Origin of the sequence: Snuella lapsa (assembly GCF_039539345.1) — a bacterium.
GTDB lineage: Bacteria > Bacteroidota > Bacteroidia > Flavobacteriales > Flavobacteriaceae > Snuella > Snuella lapsa.
On the sequence record NZ_BAABCY010000027.1, the window covers coordinates 18,439 to 35,714 of the forward strand.

Sequence of the window (17,276 nt, forward strand, 5' to 3'; positions counted from 1 at the left end):
GTATTTGTCCGATTTCATAAAAGAGCGTTTATCACTTGAAATATATTCCTTTAACAAGGAAGAGCTTCATGCTATTAGCCAAAAGAATAAATTATCCATATCTAGTGATTTATCATATCTGACAAAAAAGGGAGAGATTGTTCCTTTAAGAAAGGGATTCTATTTAATTATACCCCCAAGATATTCAAAACAGCAAAAGCTGCCCATTGAGCTTTATGTTGAAAACCTATTTAAATTTATTGAAAGACCTTACTATATAGGTTTATATTCAGCAGCTAAACTACAAGGGGCCGGTCATCAACAAATCCAAAAGGATTATGTTGTAACCATGCCACCCACTCTACTAAATATTAAAAAGTCAAATACAAATATTCATTTTTTTACTACATCTAATTGGCCAAAAAAAAATATTATAAGTAGAAAATCTGATGCAGGGTATTTTAAAATTTCCGATGCAATATTAACGTCTGTAGATTTAATATATCATCAAACAAAGTTAGGAGGCATAAACAGGATGCTCGCAATTATTGAAGAATTAACTGAAGAGGTTAAATTAGAAAACTTAAAAGATTTACTTTCATGGTATCCACATAGAAGTTCCTTACAACGTCTTGGTTTTATATTAGAAGAGCTCCAAGCAGATACTCAATTAATAGAACTACTTAAAAACCACTTGAAAGACACAACCTACTTTCCTGTTTTATTAAGCCCTAAATCAAAAGAAAAACCTGGAGCAGTTGATAATTTTTGGAAAGTTGATGTTAATATAAGATTAGAAAACGACCTATGATTCCTAAGCCCTATATCGCTAAGTGGCAAGAGCATGCTCCTTGGAAAGAATTTTCACAAATAGAACAAGATTTAGTTATAAGCCGAACTTTAATAGCTATTTTTTCAGATGGTTTTCTAAGAGAAAACCTAGCCTTTAGAGGTGGCACAGCATTACATAAGCTATACTTAAACCCGGCTCCAAGGTATTCTGAAGATATTGATTTAGTACAAATCAAACCTGGCCCCATTAAACCTATCATGAAACGTCTTCAGGACGTAATTACTTTTTTTGAAGAACCGAGAAAAACACAGGTAAGGGGACATGGCGCAAAAGCATTATATCGTTTTACTTCAGAATACGAAGAAATAAGACTAAGGCTAAAATTAGAAATTAACTGTAAAGAACATTTTAATGTACTGGAATGGGTGGATTTCCCTTTTGAAGTTAACAACGAATGGTTTTCAGGAAAAGCCAAAATAAAAACATATAACATAAACGAGCTTTTAGGAACAAAACTCCGAGCCCTATACCAGCGTAGTAAAGGAAGAGATTTATTTGATTTAGACTATTCAAGATTAAATATGAAGCTAGATTTAGACCAAATCGTCCATTGCTTTAACGAGTATATGACTTTTGCTACAGGCAACAGACCCCCAAGCCAAAAAGAGTTTTTATTAAACATTGAAGAAAAAGAAAACGACCTTAGTTTTACAGGTGACATGGAAGCACTTTTAAGACCAGAGATAAATTATAATCAAAACGCTGCATTTGAGTGGCTCAAAAAAGAAATCATAGAAGAATTCAAATAGAAGCGTTATTAACTTCACCAAACCATAGTAACACCTCCAAATATCTTTTGCAGTTTGCTACGCTCCATAATTTTTACTAAAACCTAATTTAATTGATTTTAAACCACTAAATTTTAATTAAGGAACTCCTTTCACTTTGAAAGCTCCTTAAACCTACAAAAGGCATTCGCTAATTTTATTTGGTGAGGGCTTTTGCATTCCGCTTCAAAAATAGCTGGATTTGCTACCATAATAAAACGTGTACGAGCCCTTGATACAGCCACATTAAATCGGTTTGGACTAAATAGAAAGTCCATACCGCGAGGGGCTTCTTCCAAACTGGAAGTGGCTACAGAGTAAATAATTACGGGAGCTTCCTGTCCTTGAAATTTATCAACCGTGCCAACCTCAAAATTAGGCAATCGTTGTTTGATAGCCTGAACCTGTGCATTGTAAGGAGTAATGATTTTTATATCATTGAACGTCAAGGTAGTTTCTTCACCTCTTTCATTAACAAAAGTAACATTACCTCCAGTCAGGTGCGCTACAATTTCCAACACCTTCTCAACCTCTTCGGAAGAAGAGTTGGTATTACCAATATGTTCAACTTCTTCAAGGTACAATCCTGCTCCAGCATACCTTGAACTAATTATCCGTTGTTGGTCGAGATGGTCTTTTGATTGTAATCTGTTCTCATAAAAGAGCTCTGACACAAACATATTGATAGATGGATGCATGCGCCAGGTTTTAGCTAAAAAGACTCCTTGCTCATCTGAAACGGTTTTCTCGCCCTGTAACACGTGTTCTAAAGCTGATACTTCAGTACCGTCCGGATGTACACCTTGTTGTGGTTGCTTCAATTGTTGTGGGTCACCCAAAAGTACTAGGTTTGAGCAGCAGTGTGAAACAGCGAGCGTATCAATTAAAGATAATTGACCAGCTTCATCCAAAAAAAGATAATCCACGCTACCTTCATAAGGTGGTTTACTCCACATAAATGAAGTTCCTCCTATAACGTGCACATTGCCCATGCTCGCTTGAATAACATTTTCATCTTTGCTAACTGTCCAAGGGGAAGGATTATCCGGATTAGGCTCAGTTTTCTGTATCATTTGAATGTCAAATCCTCCCTCTTGAGCCAACTCCCAAACTTTAGTCAATAAGTTTGTGATAACCTTGTGACTAAGTGCTGTAATCCCGATTTTCTTGCCTTGTTGGGCCAATCGTACAATAAGATGACTTCCCATAAAACTTTTGCCCGCACCTGGAGGGCCTTGAACAGGCAGATAACTATGGTTTAGTTTGGCTGCAAAGTTAAATGTTCTTTCCAGAGTATCCTCTTTGTAGGTCAATACCTTTGTTAAACTAGGAGGGGTATTCAAGAGCAACTGTCTTGCTGCTCGGTACATTTCAACTTCACTGTCCATTCCATTGTCTACAATCCATTCCGCCAACCTAATGATAGCTTCTTCTTTAGCGCTGGAATTCACATTTTCCAAACTCATGACGGTAATTGGGTGAGGCAGATCAATTTTAGACGGTCCCTTTTTGATTCGAAGTATCCCAGCATCAACGTCAATTTCATGAATATTGCCCAGCTTATTATCTTCTTGATCCTCCAAAGAATGACCCGGACGCAAATCACACTCCTGAGATGGAAATGTATACATATCAACCACACTTCTTTTTTCAGGCTCTCGATTACCAGTATATTTTAGAAATGATATTGCCTTTCTCTCTTCCAAAAGTTCATCTTCTGGAAGCTCTTTTAATCGGAAAAATTCCCACCAAAATGACTTCTTTTCTCTGCGATACCAATCCAGCATATTTGCAAGAATGAACTGAGCCTGCTCAATCTTACTTCGTTCTGACTTTACAGGAGGAACTCCATCAAGTAAGGCTTCCATAATCGGCTTAATACGTTCTTGATGTGCTGTGATATTATCACTGGCTTCACCATCCCCATCTTCAGGCCGTGTTATGTTTACTCCCTCTTTGATAAGCACTTCGCGTATCTCTTCTAACCACGCTTGAAGCCTAACTAGTGATTCGCAATCATCTTGATTGTAGAGTTGGACGGCTTCTTTGGTTGCCTTTGTTAATTTATCAATATTACCTGTTTGAAGAAGTAGCTCTAGTTGGGATTTATGACTTGAGAGGTCTCGTAAATTCATCTTGCGCTCATATTTAAAAAATATCTCTAAGTCCTTGATCGAGTATTTCTCAACGCTAGCTCGAATGGATTGTCTAACAACACTATATAGATCGACAAAAGTATTTGACCGCAAAAATGTGTCGATTTCATTTTCGCACGATGCGTATTTACCCATCAACCTCTTAAAAGCTGTAACTTCATAAGGTGCATAGTGGTATATATGGAGTGAGGGATCTTCTAGTTTTAGCTTATAGGCAAAGTCAATGAATTGTTCAAAAATCACTTTTTCTTCTGCTTCGTTTTTAGCCCAAAGAGCATGGTACATACCTTTATGAACGTAACCAACCATATATTCAAGGCCATCAGGCTCAACCATACGGTCACCTTCTAAATCAAGATAAATATCATTCTTGGAAGGTTCTGGTAGTTTATACAACCCTTTACCCTCTTCAATATCTAAGGTTTCGTAGATAGGTTCGTAACCGTTTTGTCTACTCACATACTGAACACGTCCCTGTTCTCGCAGTTTGTTGAATGTCTCCTTAACTCCCTTAGAAGGCTCAAATGGTACTGGCAAATCAAGTTTTGCCAATTTCTCTAGTGTATCAACATCATGCAGTTTGAATTCCTTCATTTGGGATTTACCCATTCCAGCTACAAAAGTTAGATGGTCATCTTTTCTTCTTATTGCATTACAGTTCAACCACCATTTGCAAATATCACAATGACTCACAGGATCAGGGTAAGTATCCTCATTATTGAGGATTGATGTCTCCAAGTTCCGTTTCACTAGTCTAATGTATGCTACATGTTCATCATATCGGTATCGCTCTTCTCCATTAGGCTTAATCACACCCATATACTCTGGAGGTATACCTTGGATTTGAGCTACGCGCTCCGAATAAAGACCAATCTGAAGTATTGTTCCGGCTTTCGTTTCATTTGCTAGTTTGGTATCCCATACTTCGTATGACCAGTCTCCCAAATTGCTAGGTCTATCAACTTTCTTTAAAAAGTCAGCCCAGCCACTCCATTTATCACCTTCCTTTAACCTTGCTTGGTAAATCACATCTACACCCTCTTTCATTGCATCTATTGTGTGACTCTCTGCATTTGGGTCTTCTGCACTGATTTCTGCAACAGTTTTACCTTCATCTTTGATCTCCTTTAGATAATTCTCCTCAAACTCAATACCTTTCTCCTTAAGCATTTTCAAAACATGATTAGTGTATTGTTCAGGATCTACTATTTCGCCTTTTGTATGCTGTTTGTTAAGCTGAGTGAGATGTTTGCAACTGCTGTGAGAAGACAAATCGGATGGGCTATAAATAATCCGGTTATTAATGTATTTCATATAAAAATTGTAGAAAAGTTGTTCTTTGAAAAACTATGTTAATCGGTATAAGTCATTTGCCTAATAATTTGTGCATTGTGTTATAGTATCCCGAAGGGTGCTATGCACTATACATTAATAAACTTTTTGGGCATTGTCATCTTCAGAAATCTGTCTCATGTATTTATTGATCTTTCACTAATACTTTTTAATGCGACGGTCTGCTTAAATTAATATTTTATCATATAAAAAATCTCGGTAGACCTTGTTGTCTTTTGAGGTTAAAAATATGTTCATCCGTTTAATTATCTTCATCCCAACCTTCCTCACTATCAGTTAATTCTAAAGCTTTAACAGATTGAATAGCGCTACCCGCAATTCCTTTTATAGAGGCGTACATATCAATAGTATTTGTAACCACCTTTTCAATTTGTTTCTCTCTTTGCTTCCAAATACGTTGCATAGAACGTTTTTCACTTTCTAAATCGTTTTTCATTGTAGAAAAGCCTTCAACAATGGCCTCTACCTGCATTCGGAAATTATTACTTGTCAAATAATCATAAAGCATGTGCATCTTGTCTCCTTTTCCTTCTTGTGAAGCAACTGCAAGGCTCAACTGAATTACTGATTCCCTTAATACTGCACAAAGGCCTTTGAATTCTTCATAACTACAAATCCAAACTCCATCTTTAATTCCCATTCGTTTAAAGTCTGACGGCATTGCCTCTGTTACCAGAACACCTATATCTGCTCCTTTCTCACGCATATCGGCTTTGAACTTTTCTATCCAACTCGGATGAAAATCTTTAGTACGCTTACTCTCGTAATAAATCTTCCCACAATTTTGACGACTTCTCGTATTCACGATTTGAATGCAATCTCCTCCTCTTGCTCCTTTCTTAATTTCTTCAATAGAATCCAAAGGGAATTGGGCTGCCAACCACTCCTCTATTGCTAGCTCCTGAACTTCACCCTGCATTTGCATAGAACCTTGTTCCTGCTTCCGTTTCATTTCTTCGGTAAGCTTCTTCTGATCTTCTAACTGTTTTTGAAGTTCTTTGAACTTTAACTCGTTTTTCTCTTCTTCAGCTTTTCTAATCTTTTCTTTTTCTTCAACTAAAGTTTCATTCAACTTCTTCTGAGCTTCAGCTTCAGCTGCTTCTTTTAACTCTGCCTTTTCTCGTTTGAGTTTTTCTATTTCAGCTTTTGTTCTATTAAGTTCCTTAATTTGCTCAGACTTCTCATTCAATTCTTTCTGCAAAGCATTGAACTGCTCAGAGTTCTCCTCTGTGAGTTTTGCTTTGAGTTTTTCTTCGATCGCTTTTTTCTCCTCTTTTAACTGCTTTTCCAAACGTTCCTGAAACAACTCATTTTGCTGTTTCTTCTTCTCTTCAAAGGCTTTACGATCGGTTTCTAGCTTTTCCTGATCCGATTGAAATCTCTTCTTTTCTTCTGCAAGTTGAGACTGATACTTTTGTTTTATCTCCTCTTCTAGTTGATGAGCAAGTATATCCTGAACATCAATCGAAGTTCCGCAGTTAGGACATTTTATTTGGGTTTCGTTATTCATAATATTTCTGCTTTCTTTTATTAAATGCTGGCATAGCTCCTTCAAGTACGTTCACTATTCTCGTATTCACCTCTCGATTTTCTATACTTCCTGAGATATATTGAAATTTGTTCTTCTCTTTTTTATCGATATCAACCCATATTATTTGCTCAGCATCTGCGACTACCGCCAGATTTGGGTTATGCGTGACTAATATGATTTGTCTTTTTTGCTTAGCCCTTCTTATAAAAGGAACTAAAACATTTGCTACGCTATGATTGTCTAGGTTATCTTCTGGTTGATCTAAAATGAGCGGAATATCATTATTATCCAGAAGTAGATAAAATACTAATAACAATGCACCTCTTTCTCCTGGAGATAATTGTTCAAGGTTCTTTTCTCCTAATTTTAAGCGGTAATTGTAGTCTAGGTACTGGAGTGAATAGAGGTAGGAGTAGAATTCATCTAATTCAACAATTTGATCATCAACAAATCTGGTTTCATTGTTTTGCCCTTCACGGTAATCGTTGTTAAGCAATTGTATTATTTTGCGAATAAAATCCTTAATATCCTCAACTTTACTTGCATCACAATCTTCTAAAGCTTTTATCAATTGAACTAAACCTGTTTCTTTGCCATAAAAAGAACCCTTTTTTTGTTTTGATATAAAGTTCATGAACTTATCCTTAAAGTTCTCTTTGAAAACAATTGATGCATCTATATTTATATTGTAATCTTCAAGAAGAGATTTGTTTTCATCAATCTTCTCATCAATTTTCAGTTTCACTTTTCTGTAGATTTCAACAATTGTTTCTTTTATTGAAAAAATTCTTTCAGAATAGTTTAGAATTTCAGCTCTCTTAGTTTGAATTTCATTTTCTATTTCAAAATCTATATAGTGAAGTTCTTTCTCAAAGTATTTCAGAGTATTTGTTTTATCATCATCTCCTTCTATTTCAATCTTTTTAGCTTCAAATTGTTTCAAATCTTTAAGATAATCTTGGTATTGTTTCTGTGTGCTATCTAATTTCTTCTGTTCTTGATTAAGTTGATCATTTGCTTTTGCCAATTTACCTTCTAATGAATTTTCAGGATTTTGTTGATCACCACTAATTTCTTTTTGGATTTTATCAATGTTATCTTTTTTTAATTTTATCAACTTATCGAGTTCTTTGTAATCAAAATCAACTTTGATAATATTCTCAATTTTTAAGCTGTACTTTTCAGTCAGATCTTTGTATTCGCTTTGAAAATGAACTATTTCTTGTTCTTTTAACTTAAGATCTTGAACGAAGTTGTCTAACTCAGACTTCTCTACTATCAAATTTTGTTTAGTGTCTTTTTTCGAGGAAATTAAATTGGTAAGTTCATCAATTTGGATTTTAATTTTTTCAATTTTCTCTAAGGTTTCTTTGTTCAATCCAGAAAGTAGATTGTCTGAATTAGGGTCTTTAACTTCTTTTGGTTTTTCCAAAGCAGCTAATTCTTCCCTTTTTTGTTTTAATCTTCCTTGAATAGAAGCTACGTAATTCGGATTTTTTTTGTTCTCAAGCTTAATTAAACTACTAATTGCAGTTTGAAGGTCATCTTGTATTGATTTTATCTCCTTATCCGCTATTAACTTTTTATTCTCAATTAACTCACTGAAGTTTCTAAACGATAATTTATCCTCATCTTCTAAATGAGAAAAAACGACATTTTCAATTTCTTCTTGAAATGCCTTTGCTTTATCTATTTCATTCGTTAAGTCTTCAAAGTCCCCCTGTGGTAGATATTTAACTCTTGGTAGTTCATCAGGATCAGGGTTTTCATCTAGTTGAAATTGTGATTCAACACCACTTTCCCAAGTAATTTTACCCATAAAGTGTTTTGCTAAACTTCCTTTTCTAAATTTGTTCTTATTTAAAAAAGAAAAACTATCGGGTTTATTAAAGTTTCCGCACAAAGCTAGGATATCAGCAATAGCACTTTTACCACTTCCTTTATTCCCAATTATAGCAACAAGTTCGCTATTAAGTTCAATATTTACGTTCTCAAACCATTTTCCAAATTGATCAGAATATTCAGGTACTTTATTAATCTCAAGATGTTTTATGTATTTTGTTTGATTATTATGAACTTTCTTAAAAATAGCAGGCTCTTCACCTATGAAAACTCTTTCAATTGGCTCTATTAAGACTTGTTTTAAACCTTCGAATGTTGTATCAGCTTTAATCCAACAAAAACGATTAAGGTCAGGAACACAAATTAAACTACCATCCTTAGAACCATGATAATCCGAACCATGAATACAAGGTAAAAGCTTTCCATAAAAATTGATTATTTGTTCTATAGAATCTACTCCTTTACCCGAGAAATAAATACGGTCTGAATCTTGAGCTGAGAAAATGAAATGAACCCCAGAATATAAAATGTCTCTAATTCCTTGTAAATCTTTTATACCTGAAGCTCCATCTCCTGAGTTATTAGATATGCCAATTAGTATGTTGTTTTTAAGATTATCAGATAACTTATTGTACTCCTTAAAAAAAGTATCGTAGCTTATTGTAAATTCATTTAATCCCTTTTTAAAAGCAGCTTCCTCACTTATGTCAACTCTACTTACGTTACGACCTAGCTTTATTAAATCTTTTTTAGAACAGGTATAATTCTCTGCTCCAAATTCAAATTTGTGCAAAAACCTTTCAATACCATCTATTTCAAGAGCTTCTGGGTTAGGTATTATATGCAAATTGATCTTTTTATTACTACCCGTAACTGGTGTAATCCTTAATTCGATATTTGGAACGATAAAATCAAAATGAGATAACTCGTCTTTTCTATCTAAGACAAGTTTATAACCATCAAGAGAAAAATAGTCTGTAACTCCTAAAACAGAAACATCTTGTACCTGTTTTAACTCTTCGATAAATTTATCTTGTTTATCTTGAAGACTATCACCCTCAAATTGATCGTTTTTAGCACAGGTATATTCACTTGGTGCATGAAAATGTAAATCCCATTTTCTCCAATTTGCTCCTTTGATAAATTTATCTTTCATTCTGTTTTAAGTTTTGTATTCTGGTTTTTACTTTAAAAACACTCTAAACACGTGCTATCTCATTTATTAGATCCACAATTTTGTTATTACTAAATTGAGTATTAAAGTCAATTTTGACACTACCGTTGAAGAATTGTTCTGCATGTTTAATCTTCTGTTTTTCTTCATCTCGCAAACTGTCTTCTCCATGTACATTTTTTGTCTCTACAATGAAATGTAATTTCTTATCTCCATTCTCAAAGTTCAAGACATAGGCAAAATCTGGAGAATAACTTTTCCCCCCTGCTACTGGTATTTGAATAGAGTTCTTCGGAATCTTTGTAAACACAACGACTTCTTTAATTTCAGTTTCAATATTTACTTTTTCCAATTCAGAATCGTAGAATAGTTCTTCCAAGAAATAACTATCTGCAACTTTTGAATTTGCATGAAGTACTCCTACGTCTGAAGCATTTATTTCTTTAAGAACTTTTCCTGAACTATCTGTGAATTTTGTGGGATGAATACTATTTGACACCTTCTTATACTCGATACTGAATTTATCAATAGCGTTGTACATTAAGTAGTTGTCAAAATTTTGTTTGATTATTCGGATCGTAGAGGTATTCAAGTACTGATTTATGTCTATGCCAGATTCAATTAGCGAAGCGTGAATTGTTTTTAGGTTAATGTTTAGGGATTTAGAAAGGTCTCGAATAAAATCACTGTATTTCATAGTTGAAACAGGGGTGATTTCATTATCTAAAACGGAAATTTCATCCATTGTTATTGCTTGTCGATCTTTGATTTCGACTTTTGTTTTTCGCTCTTTAATACCCTCAATAGAAAAATTCGTTTTCTGAGCTTTGAAAAAAGAAGTAAGTAAGTTTTGAAAATCTAATTCCTTTTCAAATTTGTACTCCAAAATCACCTTTTCATTTAGCTTTTCCCATAAATCTTTTAATTCTTGGTACTTATCAGTTCGGATGGAAACTTGTTTTTTGGTGTCTGTAGATTTTCTGACCTTATTTGATCCAACCCCTTCAAAGATTTGAGGAAATTTACTCTTGATGTATGTCCATCCTCCATCTTTAAATTTATTAGTTCTATTTACCACATTGTGTTCGTCAAGTTCTTCCAGAAGATCATCTTCATTAGTATCATAGACTTCACATATTTTTTTGATTAACTTATCGGATAGTTTTTCTGGTTCTTTTTCGATAGATATAGCACCTGACTTTTCGTTTATTTCATTAACCAATCTATCTACAAAGTCATTTTCAGTAAAATCCACAAAGTAGTTAAGAAAGAACTGTTCATCCTTAACTCTATTACCGTATTCATTAACAGGTAAACGTAAACCACGACCTACTTCTTGAAGTTTTGACATATCACTACCACTACTTCTTAATTTACATATTTGGAAAACATTAGGGTTATCCCATCCCTCTCTCAATGTCCACTTCGAGAAAATGAATCTTCTAGGGTTCTCTAAATCAAGCATTGTTTGTTTGTCGTGTAAAATCTCATTAACCTCTTGTTCAATGGCTTCATCTTTTTCCGAGTTGTCTTTTGAAAAGTACCCTCCATGAGTTAATGCAATATCTTCCACTGTCTTAATTAAATATGCTTTATAAAACTCATTGGATTCTGTTTTGAGTAACTCCTTAACTTCTGCTGTTACTAAATCTTCCAAGGTTGATTTTATATATCCAGATTCACCCCTATATTCCTCAATGTTATCAATAAAAAATAAGGTTAAAGGTTTAATTCTGACATCTCTTGTTAAGTAAGACTTTTCTAATTCAAAATGATGCTTTACAGCTTTTTGAATCATAATTTCCTGTAGGGTTTGAGCGTAAGAATAAGGATTGATTTTATCTCCCTTTTTTAATTCTAGGCCATTGGACAAAACTACTTTCGTTTTATTCAGGTTTTCAATCGTCAAATCGGTCATTTCAGAATGAACCTGTTGTAAGCTAGATTTTTTAGTAAGCTTTACTGTTGACTTTCTGGAATTTTGTACTAATTCGAAAGTAGCTTCAGTACCATCAGTACCAACAAGTCTTACAATGGCATTCTTTCCGTTTTCAAACTCTGTGATATGTCCAACAACCCCTTTTACTAGATTCTTATTAAAAGAGTCAACTGCAGATAGAGTATAAACAAGGTTTTCGTATTCTTGAAATGTTGCTCCATATCTCAAAATGAATTGAGGATTCATCTTCTGGATATTCTCCCAAGTTTTATTGGCTTGTGAGAACTTATGCGGTTCATCTATGATCAGGAATGGATTTACCGCTGCAATGCCATCAAAAGGGACGGTATATTTATCGAATAGCCCTTTATCAAGGCTTTTCTGCATGGTATCGGAGTTAATCATACCTGCATTGATAATCATAACTTGAATGCTATTCTTTTCAAAATCTCCTGAAGTAACAAAACTGTTAACAGCAGGTGGCATATATGACTTTTTACTCTTATTGCCTTTTTTACTTTCAACAATATGGAGTTTTAGGGTTTTACCATATTGTTCTTTGAAATGCTCTCTTGCACTATCAGACTTTAAGAAGTCCACCGTACCTGCTTTAATTGAAAGTGTAGGCACAACAACAACAAATTTGAAGATTCCGAAATTCTTATTGAGTTCAAAGATGGTTTTGGTATAGGTATAGGTTTTTCCTGTACCAGTTTCCATCATAATATCAACGATGTTACTTTTGCCATTTCTTATTTCTCCAATACCATTTTGCCCCTGTATTTTAATGATGTTTTCAATGTATTGATAGCCATCATCTTTATTAAGAATTGGATTAATACATTTATTATCAGCCCCTTCTGCCTTTAAGATTTGCAGATGTTCAAATACAGCAACAGTACTATTTACAGCCTGCGATTGATGGTTTAGATTCTTTTCAAAATTAAATCCCTTCATGCCTAATATCTTGTTATAAAGTCAATATCAATATTCTTCTTATTAGCATAAGAATTAATATTTTCAGAAATTTCACGGAGATTCTTACTATCGAAATGATAACCGAAAGCTATTATTGATGTAGGATTGAAATTCTTATCCGAATCTATTTTCTCAAGTAATTTTGTAAGGTTCGTGGTTGAAAACCCCTTATCCATCAGATAGAGTTTACTATTTACATAATGCCCTGTATAGCCTTCAAAATCGTATGTTGTAGTTTGTTCTGTTAATGGAGAGCCATCAAAGGTTTTCCATGTGATGAGAAGAGCTTTAAGGTCTTCTTCATTTAACTTGGTTTCGTCAAATAGTTTTGTCTGACCAGATAATTCGGTTGAATCAAATCCATAATCTTCCCAAACTGGAATTGTCTCGAATATTTTGAACCCAAGATCTAACCCATCTGGATTGGTTTCTTTAATTCTTTTTGCAGATCGGATTAATCGTTCTTTTGTAATATCAAATATTGTTGGCTCTTCAATACCTAATTCTTTTTTTACAAATTCATAAGCAGGTTTACTTTTAGATTTATCAATTGGTTCAGGTAATTGCGCTAGGATAAACTTCCTATTTCCTCCATCCTCCTTGTTGAGACGCATTACTGCATCTCCCGTTGTACCAGAGCCAGAGAAAAAATCGAGTGTTAGATCGTTATTTTGTCCAGCAAAAGCCATTAATTCTTGCAATAGTTTAACCGTTTTGGGGTTCGTGAAGATTTTTTTTACAGAAGGAAATAATTCTTTTAATTCATTTGCTCCAATTCTACCGTCTAATTGAAATACAGAACTAAGCTTCTGAGTATAATCCTTTGCATAAACTTTAATTTCTACCAGCTTATTCTCATCTTCACCAAAAATGATTATTCCATCTTCAATCATCTTATCCATAGTTTCCTGAGGAAATCTATACCCCATAAGTGGTTGTTTACACGGTTTTTTTGTTTTGGGATGAATTATATCATACCGATAACCATCTTTGCCGGGGTTATGAACACTTTGACTTCCTGTAAATATTCCACCTTTATCTATATACTTATAGCGATCCAATTCGCCAAGTTGGTTTTTGTTTTCACGAAACCACTTTGTATATTGAGATTGCAATTCTTCTTGGTCTGGATAATTGGACACCAACTCATTTCCTTTTTCAACCAACAATTCTTTAATATCAGATAAGCTAGATTTCCAGAAAGGAGCAATTTTAGCTTTGTTGACGGAATAGCATATCACATATTCATGTTCGGTAGCAATATTTGACGGATTGTTGTCAGTAACATTTTTCCAAATTATTTTCCCCACAAAATTCTCCTCCCCAAAAATTTCATCCATGATCAATCTCAATTGAGACACTTCGTTATCGTCAATAGAAATAAATATTATTCCATCTTCTTTTAATAGTTGTTTGGCAATATAGAGTCGAGGATACATAAAAGTTAACCATGCGGAATGAGAATTACTTTTACTTTGAGTGAACTCTAAAATTCGTGAAGCTTTTTCCTCATTAACACCTGCAAGTTTTTTTAGGTCTTCAATTGTAAACTTTCTATCGTCTTGATAGAAGAAATCATCTTTCCCTGTATTATAAGGAGGATCAACATATATCATATTGATTTGCTCATAGTAGCAGTTCGATAGATGCTTCAAAACTTCAAGGTTATCCCCCTTGATAAGCAAGTTTTTAGAATCTTTATTTTCTTCTCTTAAATTGAATTCTTCATCTTCTTTAAGCAAAGTAGTTGCAGAATCACTAGCTATAACACGTGCATAAGATTTTCCAAGCCAGTCCATGCCATAACTTTCTTTATAAAAGTCAATTTCATTCTCAGATAGTTCTTGTTTGAATTTATCAAAATCAAAGTTTCCACTTTTATCAAAACATTGCCCGAAGTGTTTTTTCAGAACCTCAATATTTTGATTCTGTGCTTTTATATTATTAGTAATATTTTCCTCCATATTATTCTCATTTTTTTTGCCTGACAATTTCTCCTTAAATCTTTAAAGCTTCCTAATAGTAGATTCACTATTTTAGCTATGTCATATAATCCTAATAGCTATCATTTTTATACTTGATAATTTTTATATTTTATTTTAAACTTCCACAAATCCCAATTTGAATAAACCCTTTATTTAAAGAACATTAAAGACAGTAAATAATCTTTATATTGGGAATCGGCCTCTACGCCTCGTAATATTACATTTGCAGCTTTCCATCGCTCATGCTCGAAGTTAATATCTGCTTTCGGTTTGTTCTTAGTTATAATAAATCTTATGCTATGGGTATATTAGAACATATTTAGCTCTTAAAAGTAAGAAATCGATTTCATATATAAATAAGGAAATCCTTAATTAAAATGTACACACCAATCCACTTTGGTAAACTTATAGCTAATTATATTGTAATTATTCCTGTTTAGTCAATTTTAGATCTTTACACACTTCTTTTAATAGATCTCCCGGATCTTCATCAATTGCGAGAGCAATCAAATAAAGTTCATCAGCACGAAGCTTGGTAGAATCATTGCCACTCAATTGGCTTAAGCGAGATTTACTTATCCCGGTTCTTCTAGCTACTTCTGCTTTATTTATAGATTTCTTGGCTAAATACAGTCCTAAATTAGTCATAATAAATATCATTTTTGGATACATAAATATAGAAAGTAGACACCCCTGTTTAAAATATTTACACTTTTGTTTTGAATTTGGGTTTATTTTAAATACATTAGTATTTATTTTCTACACTTTTGTATATAATATAGACACAATAGTTAATTACAAAACTTAATAAATGATATAATGAAATATGAAAATCCTAACATCCAAAATCAGATAATCATAAAACTGAAGGCTCTTTTAGATCCTAAACACATCTACAAATCCAGAATCCAGACAGATGATAACCCTACTCCCCTTTTAATCATCATACTCAAAGGAACTTGTTGTTCTCTAACTAAAGAGTTGTCCTCAATGGTATCTAAAATATTTGAGAACGAAACGGATTACCTATATCGCATATTTCCATATGAATATGCGGTGCAACAATTGAGGGAAGAAAATTTATTCTTCGTTCATGGGTGTTCGTGTGATAGGCTTCTCTTTAAAGATTCTGATTCAGAATTAGACATTTTTCATAACTACCATATAATCGAAAGAACATTAAAAAACATACAATCCGTTTTCGACAAAGAAAGCAACAAAATGGCTGCTTTTAAGGAAGGGGCTGATTTCTTTCTAGAAAATGGGAATTACTCCCAAGCTGTTTTTATGCTCCATCAATACATTGAATTATGGTTTCGATATGCGGCACTTTTTATGATGGGCAAGGAACGTAAAAGCCATAGCATTAAGGAGCTTCAAACATATCTTAGGGGCTTTACTCCTGAACTTGGCAACCTTTTTAATACTGAAATAGAGGAAGAGCAACACCTTTTAAAGCTTCTTGATAATGCCTATATAAGTACACGCTATGAAAACAGTTACCATATCAATAAAGAACAAATCTTAAAAATTCAAGCCAAAGCAGATGCCATTCATAACACAGTAACCTACTTATTTAACAACAAACTCAATGATACCAAGCAGTTGATTGAAGAAAAGAGTAAAACGGAAAAAGCGAATCTCGACATAACCTCTAAACCTGATATAGCATCTGAAACTATTGCAAAAGAAGCATTGACTAAAATAAAGGGCTACGCCAACGAGCATTTTTATTTACTAAAACACAATCCCCACCGTAAAGAAACCCGCAACATCCATATTGAAACCAAAGGTTATTTGGACACTTCTTTCTTGCTAGCAAACTTCTTAAAAGTCAGTATCATGGCATTGGAAGCTATAGAAGACAAAAGTGAATCTGTAGCCGGTGCGGACTATGCGGTTCAACAAGTACTTCAATGCGCTTTAAAACTCATACCCTATGAAGAAATGGAGTTCCTAGATAAAGTGCAGCATTTATTATCTGAAACAGAAATCGTTAATCAAAATAAAACAGACTATGAAAACCAAGAAACAACAAGTAAAACTACTTAAGGAAATCCATCAACTTCACCAAAACCTCCATGGGATGTTACAACCTGTTACCCTTAGAAATACAATTTATTACCAGGCAAGCTTTTTGGTTAAAAGCAATGAAGACCTAATCTCACAAATATCGAACCTTTTGGAAGTCTGCGCTTTAGCTTTGGATGGTAACGGTATGTTACTGTCTCCTAGCAATCAAAATGTAACGAAGGAAGATAGTGTGTGTCGTGTATTAGAAATGGTGTTAAATCTCCTGCCAGATGCCCAAATGCATTACCTGGATAAACTAACTGAAAAGTTTTCTGAAATGGAAACAAAAATTGATTGATATAAAACCCTTAAGCCATGAAAGCAAAAAAGAAGGATTTCAAGAGATTAATGAAATCTGCTAGGCATCAATTCGATACTTTGCAACCATCAGATATCCGAAACGATAAATTTAAAGCCACCTACTTAGAATTTGACGGCTATTTAGATCTGTTTACAACCATTGAAGCTTTACTGAATGTAAGCATATTGGCCACCCAAGGTGATACTTATTGCCCGCCTCATATAAAAGATCATGGCAAGGATATCCGCAAAACTCTAGAGCTAGCACAGAAACTTTTACCATTTGATGAAGGCGAGTTTTTGGATGATGTATATGCAATCATTAAACAAACCGTATAAAGTAATA

The 17,276-nt window shown here is 33.9% G+C and carries 11 protein-coding genes; 5 read left to right on the forward strand and 6 right to left on the reverse strand.

Features of this window, described 5'->3' with window-relative positions; translation table 11 throughout:
• The first annotated feature begins 4 nt into the window (after window positions 1-4).
• On the forward strand, window positions 5-790 hold the full coding sequence (locus ABD792_RS04520; RefSeq protein ID WP_345004620.1) for a type IV toxin-antitoxin system AbiEi family antitoxin domain-containing protein: 786 nt from the start codon (window positions 5-7) through the stop codon (window positions 788-790).
• Window positions 787-1,581, forward strand: a complete 795-nt coding sequence (locus tag ABD792_RS04525; RefSeq protein ID WP_345004621.1) for a nucleotidyl transferase AbiEii/AbiGii toxin family protein — start codon at window positions 787-789, stop codon at window positions 1,579-1,581. Before ABD792_RS04520 ends, ABD792_RS04525 begins: the two co-directional genes overlap by 4 nt.
• Before the next feature lie 131 nt (window positions 1,582-1,712).
• On the opposite strand, the gene ABD792_RS04530 is transcribed toward ABD792_RS04525, so the two are convergent.
• The 6 genes from ABD792_RS04530 to ABD792_RS04555 all read right to left on the reverse strand — a co-directional run bounded on the left by ABD792_RS04530 (window position 1,713) and on the right by ABD792_RS04555 (window position 15,205).
• The gene (locus tag ABD792_RS04530; RefSeq protein ID WP_345004622.1) at window positions 1,713-5,069 is read right to left on the reverse strand and encodes a TM0106 family RecB-like putative nuclease; all 3,357 of its coding nucleotides are present in this window, start codon (window positions 5,067-5,069) and stop codon (window positions 1,713-1,715) included.
• A 280-nt stretch (window positions 5,070-5,349) separates the two neighbouring features.
• Window positions 5,350-6,618 (reverse strand): DUF2130 domain-containing protein, encoded by a 1,269-nt coding sequence (locus ABD792_RS04535; RefSeq protein ID WP_345004623.1) that lies wholly within the window; start codon window positions 6,616-6,618, stop codon window positions 5,350-5,352.
• On the reverse strand, window positions 6,611-9,637 hold the full coding sequence (locus tag ABD792_RS04540; protein ID WP_345004624.1) for a TrlF family AAA-like ATPase: 3,027 nt from the start codon (window positions 9,635-9,637) through the stop codon (window positions 6,611-6,613). The genes ABD792_RS04535 and ABD792_RS04540 overlap by 8 nt, the downstream gene beginning before the upstream one ends.
• Before the next feature lie 43 nt (window positions 9,638-9,680).
• Entirely contained in the window at window positions 9,681-12,551 is a 2,871-nt protein-coding gene (locus tag ABD792_RS04545; RefSeq protein ID WP_345004625.1) for a type III restriction-modification system endonuclease, read from the reverse strand.
• Between the two features lie 2 nt (window positions 12,552-12,553).
• On the reverse strand, window positions 12,554-14,536 hold the full coding sequence (locus ABD792_RS04550) for a site-specific DNA-methyltransferase (protein ID WP_345004626.1): 1,983 nt from the start codon (window positions 14,534-14,536) through the stop codon (window positions 12,554-12,556).
• Window positions 14,537-14,983: 447 nt separating this feature from the next.
• Complete coding sequence (locus tag ABD792_RS04555) at window positions 14,984-15,205, reverse strand: helix-turn-helix domain-containing protein (protein WP_345004627.1); 222 nt, start codon at window positions 15,203-15,205, stop codon at window positions 14,984-14,986.
• Between the two features lie 171 nt (window positions 15,206-15,376).
• Between ABD792_RS04555 and ABD792_RS04560 the strand changes: the two genes are divergently transcribed.
• Genes ABD792_RS04560 through ABD792_RS04570 form a run of 3 tightly spaced genes read left to right on the forward strand, consistent with a single transcriptional unit; the run spans window position 15,377 to window position 17,269 of the window.
• Complete coding sequence (locus ABD792_RS04560; RefSeq protein WP_345004628.1) at window positions 15,377-16,609, forward strand: HEPN domain-containing protein; 1,233 nt, start codon at window positions 15,377-15,379, stop codon at window positions 16,607-16,609.
• Entirely contained in the window at window positions 16,575-16,928 is a 354-nt protein-coding gene (locus ABD792_RS04565; RefSeq protein ID WP_345004630.1) for a hypothetical protein, read from the forward strand. The genes ABD792_RS04560 and ABD792_RS04565 overlap by 35 nt, the downstream gene beginning before the upstream one ends.
• A gap of 17 nt (window positions 16,929-16,945) precedes the next feature.
• The gene (locus ABD792_RS04570; protein ID WP_345004632.1) at window positions 16,946-17,269 is read left to right on the forward strand and encodes a hypothetical protein; all 324 of its coding nucleotides are present in this window, start codon (window positions 16,946-16,948) and stop codon (window positions 17,267-17,269) included.
• Window positions 17,270-17,276: the final 7 nt, after the last annotated feature.

Coding starts and splice junctions, on each gene's coding strand:
- ABD792_RS04525 (WP_345004621.1), top strand. CDS start 787: ATGATTCCTAAGCCCTATATCGCTAAGTGGCAAGAGCATGCTCCTTGG.
- ABD792_RS04530 (WP_345004622.1), bottom strand. CDS start 5,069: ATGAAATACATTAATAACCGGATTATTTATAGCCCATCCGATTTGTCT.
- ABD792_RS04535 (WP_345004623.1), bottom strand. CDS start 6,618: ATGAATAACGAAACCCAAATAAAATGTCCTAACTGCGGAACTTCGATT.
- ABD792_RS04540 (WP_345004624.1), bottom strand. CDS start 9,637: ATGAAAGATAAATTTATCAAAGGAGCAAATTGGAGAAAATGGGATTTA.
- ABD792_RS04545 (WP_345004625.1), bottom strand. CDS start 12,551: ATGAAGGGATTTAATTTTGAAAAGAATCTAAACCATCAATCGCAGGCT.
- ABD792_RS04550 (WP_345004626.1), bottom strand. CDS start 14,536: ATGGAGGAAAATATTACTAATAATATAAAAGCACAGAATCAAAATATT.
- ABD792_RS04555 (WP_345004627.1), bottom strand. CDS start 15,205: ATGACTAATTTAGGACTGTATTTAGCCAAGAAATCTATAAATAAAGCA.
- ABD792_RS04560 (WP_345004628.1), top strand. CDS start 15,377: ATGAAATATGAAAATCCTAACATCCAAAATCAGATAATCATAAAACTG.
- ABD792_RS04565 (WP_345004630.1), top strand. CDS start 16,575: ATGAAAACCAAGAAACAACAAGTAAAACTACTTAAGGAAATCCATCAA.
- ABD792_RS04570 (WP_345004632.1), top strand. CDS start 16,946: ATGAAAGCAAAAAAGAAGGATTTCAAGAGATTAATGAAATCTGCTAGG.